The sequence below is a fragment of the Actinophytocola sp. genome (genome assembly GCF_036402745.1).
Taxonomy (GTDB): Bacteria; Actinomycetota; Actinomycetes; order Mycobacteriales; family Pseudonocardiaceae; genus Actinophytocola.
Genome location: NZ_DASWSJ010000346.1, coordinates 16172 through 29198 on the forward strand (window position 1 = coordinate 16172; position 13027 = coordinate 29198).

Genomic DNA, 13027 nt, shown 5'->3' on the forward strand with positions numbered 1-13027 from the left:
CTCGGCAACCAACTGTGGGGTCCGCACTGGACGCGGCCGTCCGGTTACGTGAGGCTGTGCGGGTGCCCACCACGGATCTTGGTGTCGCCGCCGACCTGCTGCGCACCGCGACCGACGTGACACTGCTCGCCCACGTGAACCCCGACGCGGACGCGCTGGGCAGCGCGCTCGCGCTCGGCCTCGCGCTGCACAGACGCGGGGTCGGCGTGCGCGTCTCGTTCGGGATGCCCGCCGACGTGCCCGAGTCCCTCCGGAGCCTCGACGTCGACCACCTCGTCGTGCCGGCCGCCGGGGTGCCCCGGCACGCGCCGCTGCTCGTCGCGCTCGACACCGGGAGCAAGTCGCGGCTCGGGCAGCTCGCGGACCGGGTCAACGCCACCGTCGAGGCGGGCGGGGACGTGCTGGTCATCGACCACCACGCGTCGAACACGTTCTACGGCACCCACCACCTCGTCGACGAGACCGCCGAGGCCACCGCCGTCCTCGTCGCCGGCCTGCTCGACGAGCTCGGCTGGCCGCTCGACGCCGACATCGCCCGCTGCGTCTACGCCGGTCTCGTCACCGACACCAGCTCGTTCCGCCGCGCCCGGCCGGCCACCCACCGGCTCGCCGCGCGGCTCATCGAGGCCGGCGCCGACCCGACGGCGACCGCCCGCGAGCTGCTCGACACCCACCCCTTCGCGTTCCTGCAGATGCTCGCCACCGTGCTCGACCGCGCGGTGCTCGAGCCGGACGCGGCCGGCGGGCGCGGGCTCGTCCACACGTCCGTGCAGCTCGACGACCAGGTCGGGGTCCGCCTCGAGGAGGTGGAGTCCGTCGTGGGCGTGCTGGGCACGACGGCCGAGGCCGAGGTCGCGGCCGTGCTGAAGCAGACCTCGGCGGACGTCTGGACCGGGTCGCTGCGGGCGGCCGGGGCGGTCGACGTGCGGGCGGCGGCCGAGCGGTTCGGCGGCGGCGGGCACCGGCTGGCCGCCGGTTTCTCGGCCGTCGGCGAGCTGGCGGACATCCTCGCCAAGCTGCGGGACGCGCTGCGAGATCCGGTCCTGCTTGCATCGGGTTGAGCACGGAAGAGCGGCGTCAAGCTGAACAAGTGGTATAAACCAATCGCCGCGAAGGGTCCAGACCCCGGCGGCGATGAGCCAGGCGGACGGCCCGGCGGAGACGGAGGACATGTTGAGGCGCGTCATCAATGCAGTCGCGGTCGCGACCGTGGCGGCGCTCGGGCTCGCTGGCTGCGGTAGCGACTCGGGCAGTTCGGGCGGCAGCACCGACCTGGAGCTGCTGGTCCCCATCTACGGCGACAAGACCAAGCCGTACTGGGAGGACCTGGTCGGTGCCTTCGAGAAGAAGAACTCCGACATCAAGGTGAAGCTGGAGACCCAGAGCTGGGACGACATCTACACCGTGCTCGACACCAAGATCCAGAACAACAAGGCTCCGGACATCCTGGAGCTCGACGCGGCGGGTCCCGCCTACGGCGCCGACGACCTGCTCTACAAGGCCGACCAGATCGTCTCCAAGGAGACCCTGGCCGACATCGAGCCCTCGTTCGTCGACAGCGCCAAGATCAAGGGCGTGGCCTACGGGCTGCCGTCGGTCGCCTCGACCCGGGCGCTGTTCTACAACAAGGACCTCTTCGCCAAGGCCGGCATCGCCGCCCCGCCGAAGACGTGGGACGAGCTGCTCGCCGATGCCAAGAAGATCTCCACGCTGGGCGGTGGCGTGTACGGCTACGGCATGCCGCTGGGCAGCGAGGAGGCGCAGGCCGAGACCTCGATCTTCGCCTACGGCGCCGGCGCGAGCTGGGAGTCCGGCGGCAAGATGACGATCGACACGCCGGAGGCCAAGACGGCCCTGACGTTCATGAAGAAGATGATCGACGAGCACGTCACCCAGCCGGACCCGGGCGCGACCGACCGCACCCCGCTGCTCGACGTGTTCATCCAGGGCAAGATCGGCATGATCCAGGGCCTGCCGCCGATCGTGGGCCAGATCAACACGAAGAACCCGAACCTGAAGTGGGACATCGCGCCGTCGCCGACCCCGGACGGCAGCCCCTCCACGCTGGGTGTCGCCGACTACTTCGTCGGCTTCGACAAGGGTCAGGACAAGCAGGCGGCCATCGCCAAGTTCCTCGACTTCTTCTACCAGAAGGACAACTACGTCAAGTTCAACGACAACGAGGGCTTCATCCCGGCCACCAAGTCCGGCGCCGAGGCGGCCGCCGCGAAGCCGGAGCTGAAGACGTTCCTCGGGTCGCTGCCGGACGCGAAGTTCTACCCGGCCACGAACCCGGCCTGGGGCTCGACCTCGGGTGCGTTCAAGTCCCTGGTCGGCCAGATCCAGAGCAAGCCGGTGGACGAGGTGCTCAAGCAGATCCAGGCGAAGGCCGACGAGACCGGCTGACGTCCCGCCGGGGTCCGCCGGTTCGCCGGCGGGCCCCAGCCCGTACGACAGCGCGTACACCGGCGCGTACAACCAGGAGGAAACCGACGCGTGGCAACACCGATCGCTGACACCGCGCCGCCGCGGGTGAACAAGTCGCTGAGACGGCGGGGACGGCGGCAGACGACCCTGCAGGCCTTGCCCTGGCTCGCTCCCGCGCTGATCCTGATCGGCGGCGTGGTGGTGTTCCCCGTCGGTTACATGATCTACACGTCGTTCCGGGACCTCACCCGGTTCGGCACCGACCGCGGGTGGGCCGGCTGGGCCAACTACGAGCGGGTGCTGGGCCTGGACCACCTGTCCACGGTCGTGGGCAACACCGTGCTGTGGGTGGTCGGGGTGGTGGCGCTGTCCGTCGGGTTCGGCCTGGTGCTGGCGCAGTTCCTGAACAAGCGCTTCCCGGGTCGCAAGGTGCTGCGCCTGGTGATCATCGTGCCGTGGGCGGCGTCGGTGGTGATGACCTCGACGGTGTTCGTCTACGGGCTGGATCCCTTCTACGGCATCATCAACCGGTTCCTCGTGGACATCGGGATCCTGGACGCGCCGTTCGGCTTCCTGAAGAACCCGTTGCCGGGCTTCCTGTCCGCGATGGCGGTCGCGGTGTTCGTGTCCGTCCCGTTCACGACGTTCGTGTTCCTCGCGGGGCTGCAGACCGTGCCGCACGACGTGCTCGAGGCGGCGCAGATCGACGGCGCGGGCCGGTTCCAGACGTACTGGCGCGTGGTGTTCCCGATGCTGCGCGGCGCGCTGGCCGTGGCCACGATCATCAACGTCATCAACGTGTTCAACTCGCTGCCGATCCTGAAGACGATGACCGGCGCGATCCCCGGCTACGACGCGGACACGACGACCACGCTCATGTTCAAGATCATCCAGAACGACCGGCAGATCGACACCGCGAGCGCGCTGTCCGTGCTCAACTTCGTGGTGGTGGTCGTGGTGATCGGCATCTACCTGCGGGTCGTGCGCCCGATGCGGGAGGACTGAACCGTGTCGACTGTCATCGAGCGCCCGTCCGCGGTGTCGGCCGCCCCCGCGAGCCGGCCGAAGGTGCGCGAGAAGAAGCGCTGGGGCCTCACGGTCGTCGGCACGATCGTCGCGCTGGTGTTCCTGTTCCCGTACATCATCATGCTGATCGGGGCGTTCAAGACCCGGCCGGAGATCCTCAAGGTCCCGCCGACCTACCTGCCGCAGAACTGGGCGCCCGGCAACTTCCTCACGATGTGGAACACGCCGGAGACGCCACTGCCGGCCAACCTGCTGTCCACAGTGATCATCTCGCTCGGCGGCACCGCGCTCGCGCTGGTCGCGGCGCTGCCCGCGGCCTACTACACCGCGCGGCACAACTTCCGGCTCAAGCTGCCGTTCATGCTGCTGGTGCTGATCACCCAGATGCTGCAGCCGACCGTGCTCGCGTCCGGCCTGTTCCGCGAGTTCGTGACGCTGGAGATCAACGACACCCGGCTCGCGATGATCCTGGTGAACGCGGCGTTCAACCTGTCGTTCGCGGTATGGATCATGCACAGCTTCTTCGCGACGGTGCCGAAGGAGATCGAGGAGGCGGCCTTCCTCGACGGCTGCACGAGGTTCCAGTCGCTGCGCCGGATCATGCTGCCCTTGGTGTGGCCGGGCATCGTCACCGCGGTGATCTTCACGTTCATCGCGTGCTGGAACGAGTTCGCGGCGAGTCTCATCCTGTTGCCCACCGACACCAACCAGCCACTGACCGTCGCGCTGACGCGGTTCATCGGGCAGTACGAGTCGGCCTGGCAGTACGTGTTCGCGGTGTCGATCATCGGGATCCTGCCCGTGGTCGCGTTGTTCGCGCTGATCGAGAGGCACCTGGTCTCGGGCCTCACCGCGGGCGGGGTGAAGTGAAGTCGTGATTTCTGAATCGTGGTGTTCACGTGTTTGTTGCTCTACATTGTGCTCGCGCGCCGGTTTCGCACCGGGCCGACAACGTGGTGCGGTCTTTGACCGGCGAAACGAAAGGTAAGCCATGGCAACAGTGACCTTCGACGGCGCGAGCCGTTACTACGCGGGCAACGACCGCCCAGCCGTAGACCAGCTGGACCTCGAGGTAGCCGACGGCGAGTTCCTGGTGCTCGTCGGCCCGTCCGGTTGTGGCAAGTCCACTACGCTGCGCATGCTCGCCGGCCTCGAGGGCGTGGACGAGGGTGCGGTCCGGATCGGGGAGCGGGACGTCACCAACCTGCCGCCGAAGGACCGGGACATCGCCATGGTGTTCCAGAACTACGCGCTGTACCCGCACATGACGGTGGCCGACAACATCGGCTTCCACCTCAAGATCAAGAAGATGCCGAAGGCGGAGCGGGCCGAGCGGGTGCAGGAGGCCGCGAAGCTGCTCGACCTCGAGCCGTACCTGGACCGCAAGCCCGCCAAGCTCTCCGGTGGCCAGCGCCAGCGGGTCGCCATGGGACGCGCGATCGTGCGGCGGCCGCAGGTGTTCTGCATGGACGAGCCGCTGTCCAACCTGGACGCGAAGCTGCGCGTGCAGACCCGTACCCAGATCGCGTCGCTGCAGCGCCGCCTCGGCGTCACCACGATCTACGTCACCCACGACCAGGTCGAGGCCATGACCATGGGTGACCGGGTGGCCGTGCTCAAGGACGGTCTCCTGCAGCAGTGCGACACGCCCATCGGGCTGTTCGGCAAGCCGAAGAACCTGTTCGTGGCGGGCTTCATCGGCTCGCCCGCGATGAACCTGATCCCCTCGCCGGTCAACGGCCAGGGCGCCGTGATCGGTGGCCAGCCCATCGAGCTCACCCCCGCGCAGCGGTCCGCGCTCACCGGGTCCAACGTGGTCGTCGGCGTGCGGCCGGAGGGCTGGACGCTGAAGCCGGCCGGCGAGGGCATCACCGCGCAGGTCGAGGTCGTGGAGGAGCTCGGGTCCGACCAGTTCCTGTACTGCTCGACGTCGGCCGACCTCACGACCGTCGACCCCGCCGCCGAGTCGGTCGACGCGGCCGAGGCGCCGCAGACCATCACCGTGCGGGCGCCCGGTATGTCGGCGTTCCAGCGTGGGGAGAAGGTCGGTCTGGTGCCGCAGCCCGGGGCCGTGCACCTGTTCGACGCCGACACCGGCGACCGGCTGCCCGACTGAGTGTGTAGCTTTTACCGCCGCCGGGTACCCATGGTGCCCGGCGGCGGTGTTTTATGCTCGTTTCGTGGGCGCATCGCGCATGTTCGAGCAGGGGAGTGTGTTCGTGAGTTTCCTTCTGGAGGAGATCGCCAGCCAGCCGTCGTCCTGGTCCCTGGCGGGTGACCTGCGGGTTTCGGGCTTGCCGGCACCGGGCGAACGGGTCGCGGTGATCGGCTGCGGCACGTCGTACTACATGGCGCAGGCGTACGCGGCCCTGCGCGAGTCCGCCGGCCAGGGCGAGACCGACGCGTGGCCGGCCTCGGAGTTCCCCGTGTCGCGCCGCTACGACCGAGTCCTGGCCCTGTCCCGCTCCGGCACGACGAGCGAGGTGCTCGCGGCGCTGTCCCGAGTGTCCGACGTGCCGACGGTGGCGATCACCGCGGACCCGTCGACCCCCCTGGCATCGGCCGTGGACTCGTTGATCTCCCTGGACTTCGCCGACGAGCGGTCGGTGGTCCAGACCCGCTTCGCGACGACGGCGCTGGTGTTGCTCCGCGCCCACCTGGGGGAGGACGTCGCGCCCCTGGTGCCGTCGGCGACCGCCGCGCTGGACACCCCGTTGGCGCCTTCCTTGGTGGCGGCGTCCCAGTTCACGTTCCTCGGCACGGGGTGGACCGTGGGCCTGGCGAACGAGGCGGCGCTGAAGCTGCGCGAGGCGGCGCAGGCGTGGACGGAGTCCTACTACGCGATGGAGTACCGCCACGGCCCGATCTCGATCGCCGCGCCGGGCCGGGTGGTGTGGCTGTTCGGCCCCGCGCCCACCGGCCTGTTGGCCAACCTGGCGCCGACGGGCGCCCACGTGGAGAACTCCCCGCTGGACCCGCTGGCGGACCTGATCCGCGTCCACCGGTTGGCCGAGACCCTGGCGACCGCCCGCGGCCTGGACCCGGACCACCCGCGGAACCTGGACCGCTCGGTCATCCTCACCTGAGCTACTCCGATTGGCCGTAGCCGGGCTGCACATTCCTGTGTGATAGTGCTTGAAGTACCGCAACTTCACGCACGATAGATCGGGGAACGTGCAATGAGCGAGCTTGCGAGCGAATCAGTGTCACAGGGCGACCGCGAGCGGCTCGACCGAGCCTGCGAGGGGGAGTCGTGAGTGATCAGTCGGTGTCCCGGCGGGCGATGTTGCGCGGCGCGGCCGTCGCCGGAGTCGGACTGGGGATCGCCGCCGCCGCCAGCGACACAGCGGCGGCGGCCGAGACCGGCGCAGCGCCCGAGCCCCAGGGCCGCTCCATGATCGGCCAACCGTTCGAGAGCATCGCCAACCCGCGGTTCGGCATCATCGGCCTCGGCAACCGCGGCGGCGGAATGCTCCCCCTCCTCCTCGCCATTCCCGGCGCCAAGGTCACCGCGCTCTGCGACATCCGCCCCGACTTCGCCGCCCGCGCCGCCAAGGCCGTCACCGACGCCGGCCAGCCCGCGCCCGCCGTCTACACGAACGGCGACGACGACTACGAGCGGATGGTGCGGCGGGACGATGTCGACTTCGTCTACGTCGCCACCCCCTGGGAGTGGCACACCCCGATGGCCCTCGCCGCCATGCGCGCCGGCAAGCACGTCGGCGCCGAGTGCCCGATCGGCCTCACCCTCGACGACCTCTGGGACCTCGTCGACACCTCCGAGCGCACCCGCCGCCACTGCATCCAGCTCGAGAACTGCTGCTACGGCCAGAACGAGCTCCGCGCGCTGCGCATGGCGCACGAGGGCCTGTTCGGCGAGCTGCTGCACGGCTCCGGCGCGTACCTCCACGACCTGCGCGAGCTGCTCTTCTCCAAGACCTACTACGAGGACCAGTGGCGCCGCCGCTTCCACACCCGGTACGACGGCGACCTCTATCCGACGCACGGCCTCGGCCCGGTCGCCGCGTACATGGACCTCCATCGCGGCGACCGCTTCGTCCGCATGACGTCGATGAGCACGCCCGCGCTGGGCCTGGCCGAGTACCGCGCCGAGCACATGCCCGCGGGCGACCCGACCTGGCAGGAGCGCTACGTCAACGGCGACGTGACGATGAGCCTCATCCAGACCGCCCGCGGCCGCGTGATCAACATCGTGCACGGCGTCTCGAACCCGCACCCGTACTCCCGCCTGAACCACCTGGCCGGCACCAAGGGTGTCTTCGAGGACTACCCGCCGCGCATCTACCTCGAGCCGGCCCAGTCCAACGACGCGTGGGGCTCGTTCGCCGACTACGCCGACCACGACCACTGGCTGTGGACGGACGTCGGCCCGGGCCCGGGCGGCCACGGCGGGATGGACTACATCATGTTGTGGCGCCTCGTGCAGTGCCTGCGGCTGGGCCTGCCGCCGGACATCGACGTCTACGACTCGGCGGCGTGGAACGCGCCCTTCCCGCTGTCGGTGCAGTCCATCAAGGGGCACGGGAAGTCGGTGGAGTTCCCCGACTTCACCCGTGGCCGGTGGCAGACCCCGCACCCGGGCACCGACTCGGTGAAGCCCGCCTAACGCTGGAACGTGATCCGGTAGCCGCCGGTATCGTGGTCGGCGGCGGCGGTGTAACCCGCGCGCATCAACGACGTGAGCCCGTTGGCCATGAGGATGTCCTGGACCCGCCCGCGGTCCGCGGCGCACGCGTCGCCGATGGCCGGGTCCTCGAACCACAGGCCGTGGACCTCGCCGTCGCCGTCGAGGACGAGCAGGCAGTCCACGTCGCCGGCGGCCGGGCGGGTGCTCGGGGTTCCGTCCGGCTCGCCGCGCATCTCGCGCAGTGCCCGGCGAGCCAGCGGCACCGCCTCGACGTGACCGCTGGCGATCGCCCGCTCGTACAACGCGATCGCGGCTTCCGGCCCGTTCGTCCGCAGCAACGAGGCGAGCTCGACCATCGCCGGCGGCGCGGACGCGGGGTCGCCGGTGTCGATGGCGCGTCGGTAGGTCTTGGCGGCCTTGGCGAGGTCGTTCAGGTCGTACCGGAGCACCTCGGCCATGCAGAGGAGCGCGCTGGGCACCATGGAGTGCCCGGACCCGATGACGTACTCGTAGGTGTCGACGGCCTCGCGGTACGACCCCGTGTCCGACAACACCCCAGCCAGCAGAAACGCGGCGACGGGCGCCTTCTCGGGATGGCCGGTGCCCATGGCGGCCCGGTAGGCGATCACCGCCTGCGGGTACTCGCCCGCCCGCCGGCGCATGATGCCGAGCTTGATCCCGGCCTCGGCCGTCGCGTACTGATGCCCCGAGTCGACGGCCGCCTGATACGCGGCGGCCGCACCGCGCTCGTCCCCCTTGCGGAACAGCTCGTTGCCCCGCTCGAACATGTCCATGGGATCTTTCCGCCGCGAAAATCGCACAGGTTGATGCTCGCACCGACGCCAGGGGACCGGTCCCCAGGCCACGACGATCCGGACGTGGCCGATCGACCAAGCCACCCCCCGCGGCGACCGCACACCGACCACCGCCGCGCCGCACCGCGCCGCCGCACCGCGCAACCGCCGCGCCGTGATCGCCTTCGCGGCCATACCGTGCGCGTCCCGGCAAACCCCTAGCCAGTCCGCTGGCGGGAGCGGAACGCCGCCACATGCACCCGGTTCGCGCAGCGCGGCGAGCAGAACCGCTTCGCCCGGTTCGTCGACGTGTCCAGGTAATAGTTGGCGCAGTCGTCCGCGCCACACAGCCCCCAGCGGTCGAGTCCATAGTGGACGATCCCGTGCGCGATGCCCCACGCCGCCGCGGCCGCCACCTCCGTCGCGGGGGAGGCCGTCGGGTCCGCCATGTGGATGTGCCAGTTCGCCACCGCCGGGTCGTGGCCCGCGGACAGGCGCGGGCGCACCGGGTGCTCGGCCAGCAGGGCGTTGACCTCCCGCAGAACCCCGGCGCCGTCCGTCGCCACCGCACAGGACAAGGCCCGGCGCAGGGCCGCCACCACCGGGCGGAGCGGGGCCAGGTCGGCGGCGGTCGTCCGGTCGGACCACCACGGCTCCTCGTGCAGGGCCGCGCGCAGGTCGGACACGTCGTCCAGCGGGGCGTTCGCCAGGCGGAGCGCCACCGCCACGTAATCGGCGTTGTCCATCAGTGGTCCTTACAGCTAGTGTCAGGGGTGAAAACCGTAAACACACCTTACCTGGAGTACCCGTGCACGAGCAGGCGCCGCTGAGGACCATCCTCGGGCTCGCCGTGCCGGCTCTCGGCGTCCTCGCCGCCGAACCGCTCTACCTGCTGGTCGACACGGCCGTCGTCGGGCACCTCGGCGCGGTCCCGCTCGGCGGGCTGTCGGTCGGCGCCATCGTGCTCGCGCAGGTGTCGACCCAGCTGACCTTCCTCTCCTACGGCACCACCGCGCGGGCCGCCCGCCTGCACGGCGCGGGCCGGCGCGCGGACGCGGTGGCCGAGGGCGTGCAGGCCACGTGGCTGGCGGTGGCGGCCGGCGTCGTGCTCATCGTGGTCGGGCAAGCGCTTGCCGGGCCGATCGCGCGCCTGCTCGCGGGGCCGGGCGAGGTCGCCGACGCGGCCGTGAGCTGGCTGCGGATCGCCCTGTTCGGCGTCCCGTTCATCCTGATCACGATGGCGGGCAACGGTTGGATGCGCGGCGTGCAGGACACCCGCCGGCCGCTGCGCTACGTCCTGGCCGGCAACGCGATCTCGGCCGCGCTGTGCCCGATCCTGGTCTACGGCCTCGGCTGGGGCCTGGAGGGCTCCGCGATCGCCAACGTCTGCGCCCAGGTCATCGCCGCGACCCTGTTCGTGCGCGCGCTGATCGTCGAGCGGGTGCCGCTGACGCCGATCCCGGCGCGGATGCGCGTGCAGCTGGCGCTCGGCCGCGACCTCGTGCTGCGCAGCCTGGCCTTCCAGGCGTGCTTCGTCTCGGCGACGACCGTGGCCGCGCACGACTCGACGGCGGCGGTCGGCGCGCACCAGGTGGTGCTGCAGCTGTGGACGTTCCTCGCGCTGGTCCTCGACTCGCTCGCCATCGCCGCGCAGTCGCTGGTCGGCGCGGCACTCGGGGCCCACGACGACCGCAAGGCCCGCGGCCTCGCCCGGCAGATCACCCGCTACGGGCTGATCTTCGGCATCGCGCTGGGCGTGCTGTTCGCCGCGCTCGCCGGTGTCCTGCCGGGAGTGTTCACATCGGACGCCTCGGTGCTCGCCGAGATTCCGCACGCGTGGTGGTTCTTCGTCGCGATGCAACCGGTCGCGGGCGTGGTCTTCGCGCTGGACGGCGTGCTGCTGGGCGCGGGCGACGCGGCGTTCCTGCGCACCGCCACCATCGCCTCGGCGGCGATCGGGTTCCTGCCGATGGTGTGGGCGTCGTTCGCGTTCGGCTGGGGGCTCGTGGGCATCTGGACCGGGCTCAGCGCGTTCATGCTGGTCCGGCTGGCCACGGTCCTGGCCCGCGCGAGGTCCGGCCGCTGGGCGGTGCTGGGCGCCGTGCGTGGCTGAGGTGTGGGGGAGCCCACGCTTAGCTCGGCTAACGATTCGCCGTCGCGCGGCGCTGTAACCAGCGGGACGGAGATCGACACCGAACAGGAGCGTTGTGCTGCACTCCCGCCAGACCAGACGGGCTTTGATCATCTGGGCCATCGCGGTCCTCGTCTACCTGGCGGCGGTCTTCCACCGCACGTCGCTCGGCGTCGCCAGCATCGAGGCGACCTCCCGGTTCGGGCTCGGCCCCGCCGCGCTCGGCACGTTCACCGTGCTGCAGGTCGGCGTCTACGCGCTGATGCAGGTCCCGACCGGCCTCCTCGTCGACCGCTACGGCCCCCGCCGCGTGCTCACCGTCGCCGCGCTCCTCATGGGCCTGGGCCAAGTCGTGTTCGCGTTCGCCACGTCCTACCCGCTGGGCCTGCTCGCCCGCGCCGTCCTGGGCGTCGGCGACGCGATGACCTTCGTCAGCGTGTTGCGCCTGGTCGCCGCGCATTTCCCGGCCCGCCGCTACGCCGCGCTCGCGTCCTTCACCGCCGCGCTCGGGGCGCTCGGCAACCTCATCTCCACGCTCCCGCTCTCGATCCTGCTCGACAGCGCCGGCTGGACCACCACCTTCGCGGTGACCGGCGCGGTGACCGCGCTCTACGCCGTCGTGCTCGCGCTGCGCGTGCGGGACCACGCGCTGGGCGTCGTGCCGGAGGCGCGCGAGCCCGAGTCGCTGCGGGTCGTGCTCGGCCAGGTGCGGCAGGCCTGGCACACGCCCGGCACCCGGCTGGGCTTCTGGGTCCACTTCTCGACGATGTTCGCGCCGGCGATGCTCGGCCTGCTGTGGGGCTTCCCGTACCTGGTGCAGGCGCAGGGCTTCAGCGAGCCGGCGGCCGGCAGCATGCTCGCCATCCTCGTGCTCGGCGCGATCGTCGGCGGGCCCGCGATCGGCACGGTGATCAGCCGCTGGCCGGAGTGCCGCACGCCGCTCGTCGTCACCTACCTGGTCACCGCGCTCGCGGTGTGGGCCGTGCTGCTCGGCTGGCCGAGCGGGCGGGTGCCGGCTGGCATCCTCGTGGCCGGGTTCGCGCTGCTGTCGCTGGGCGGCCCCGCGTCGACGATCGCCTTCGCGCTGGCTCGTGACTACAACCCGCTGCGCCGGGTCGGGACGGCGACCGGCGTGGTGAACGTGGGCGGGTTCGTCGCGATCACCGGGTCCGCGCTGGCCATCGGCCTGCTGCTGTCCGCGTTCGGCTCGTTCACCCCGCAGACCGCGTTCCGCCTGGCGCTCCTGTCGGTGGTGGCGGTTCTGTTGCTCGGACTGTGGCGGACGTCGGTGTGGTGGCGGCGTGCTCGGGCGGCGGTGTTCGACGCGGCCGCGCGGGGCGAGGAGGTGCCGGTGCAGATCCGGCGGCGGGCCTGGGACCTGGCGCCGGCCTGACCTCTGCGAAAATCTGACCTCGTGCCCCCAGCAGCAACGAAGCAGCGTGTCACCGTGCCTCCCGGCCTCGTCGTCGTCGACAAGCCGGACGGGCTCACCTCCCACGACGTGGTCGCCCGGGTGCGGCGGATCATGGGCACCCGCAAGGTCGGCCACGCCGGCACGCTCGACCCGATGGCCACCGGCGTGCTGGTGCTCGGCATCGAGCGGGCCACCAAGCTGCTCGGCCACCTGGCCCTGGACACGAAGGCCTACCTGGCCACGATCCGCCTGGGCGCGTCGACCACCACCGACGACGCGCAGGGCACGGTTTTGTCCACTGTGGACGCCTCCGGCGTGGCCGACGACGCGATCGCCGCCGGGATTCGCGTGCTCACGGGGCACATCCAGCAGGTCCCGAGCGCGGTGAGCGCGGTGAAGGTCGACGGCAAGCGCGCCTACGCCCGGGTCCGCGCCGGCGAGGACGTCGCCCTGGCTGCCCGGCCGGTCGAGGTGTCCCGGTTCGACCTGCTGGCCACCCGCCGTGCCGAAGGGACCGTCGAGCTGGACGTGATGGTCGAGTGCTCCTCGGGCACCTACGTCCGCGCGCTGGCCCGCGACCTGGGCGC

General features: G+C 71.0%; 12 protein-coding genes. 10 read left to right on the forward strand and 2 right to left on the reverse strand.

Going from position 1 to position 13027, the window contains the following annotated elements; all coding sequences use genetic code 11:
* Positions 1 to 62: 62 nt before the first annotated feature.
* From VGD70_RS31395 to VGD70_RS31425, 7 genes are all read left to right on the forward strand, one after another.
* Positions 63 to 1061: a bifunctional oligoribonuclease/PAP phosphatase NrnA gene (locus VGD70_RS31395; RefSeq protein ID WP_331087773.1), complete on the forward strand. Its 999-nt coding sequence runs from the start codon at positions 63 to 65 to the stop codon at positions 1059 to 1061.
* A gap of 73 nt (positions 1062 to 1134) precedes the next feature.
* A complete protein-coding gene (locus VGD70_RS31400) occupies positions 1135 to 2406 on the forward strand; it encodes an extracellular solute-binding protein (protein ID WP_331087775.1) in 1272 nt (423 codons plus the stop codon).
* 90 nt (positions 2407 to 2496) lie between these two features.
* On the forward strand, positions 2497 to 3432 hold the full coding sequence (locus VGD70_RS31405; protein ID WP_331087777.1) for a sugar ABC transporter permease: 936 nt from the start codon (positions 2497 to 2499) through the stop codon (positions 3430 to 3432).
* 3 nt (positions 3433 to 3435) lie between these two features.
* Complete coding sequence (locus tag VGD70_RS31410) at positions 3436 to 4323, forward strand: carbohydrate ABC transporter permease (protein WP_331087779.1); 888 nt, start codon at positions 3436 to 3438, stop codon at positions 4321 to 4323.
* A 121-nt stretch (positions 4324 to 4444) separates the two neighbouring features.
* Positions 4445 to 5569 (forward strand): sn-glycerol-3-phosphate ABC transporter ATP-binding protein UgpC, encoded by a 1125-nt coding sequence (locus tag VGD70_RS31415; protein WP_331087781.1) that lies wholly within the window; start codon positions 4445 to 4447, stop codon positions 5567 to 5569.
* A 97-nt stretch (positions 5570 to 5666) separates the two neighbouring features.
* Positions 5667 to 6539 (forward strand): SIS domain-containing protein, encoded by an 873-nt coding sequence (locus tag VGD70_RS31420; RefSeq protein WP_414638108.1) that lies wholly within the window; start codon positions 5667 to 5669, stop codon positions 6537 to 6539.
* Between the two features lie 197 nt (positions 6540 to 6736).
* On the forward strand, positions 6737 to 8080 hold the full coding sequence (locus VGD70_RS31425) for a Gfo/Idh/MocA family protein (RefSeq protein WP_331087792.1): 1344 nt from the start codon (positions 6737 to 6739) through the stop codon (positions 8078 to 8080).
* Here VGD70_RS31425 and VGD70_RS31430 read toward each other — a convergent pair.
* Positions 8077 to 8895 carry a tetratricopeptide repeat protein gene (locus VGD70_RS31430; protein WP_331087784.1) on the reverse strand — a complete coding sequence of 273 codons (819 nt, stop codon included), beginning with the start codon at positions 8893 to 8895 and terminating at the stop codon, positions 8077 to 8079. The two genes, VGD70_RS31425 and VGD70_RS31430, sit on opposite strands and share 4 nt — an antisense overlap.
* Positions 8896 to 9113: 218 nt before the next feature.
* Positions 9114 to 9641 carry a CGNR zinc finger domain-containing protein gene (locus VGD70_RS31435; protein ID WP_331087786.1) on the reverse strand — a complete coding sequence of 176 codons (528 nt, stop codon included), beginning with the start codon at positions 9639 to 9641 and terminating at the stop codon, positions 9114 to 9116.
* Positions 9642 to 9703: 62 nt separating this feature from the next.
* On the opposite strand from VGD70_RS31435, the gene VGD70_RS31440 reads away from it, so the two are divergent.
* From VGD70_RS31440 to truB, 3 genes are all read left to right on the forward strand, one after another.
* Positions 9704 to 11008 carry an MATE family efflux transporter gene (locus tag VGD70_RS31440; protein WP_331087788.1) on the forward strand — a complete coding sequence of 435 codons (1305 nt, stop codon included), beginning with the start codon at positions 9704 to 9706 and terminating at the stop codon, positions 11006 to 11008.
* A gap of 97 nt (positions 11009 to 11105) precedes the next feature.
* Entirely contained in the window at positions 11106 to 12419 is a 1314-nt protein-coding gene (locus VGD70_RS31445; protein ID WP_331087794.1) for an MFS transporter, read from the forward strand.
* A 54-nt stretch (positions 12420 to 12473) separates the two neighbouring features.
* Positions 12474 to 13027: tRNA pseudouridine(55) synthase TruB (truB, locus tag VGD70_RS31450; protein WP_331087790.1), on the forward strand; the 554-nt coding region annotated here is incomplete at its 3' end.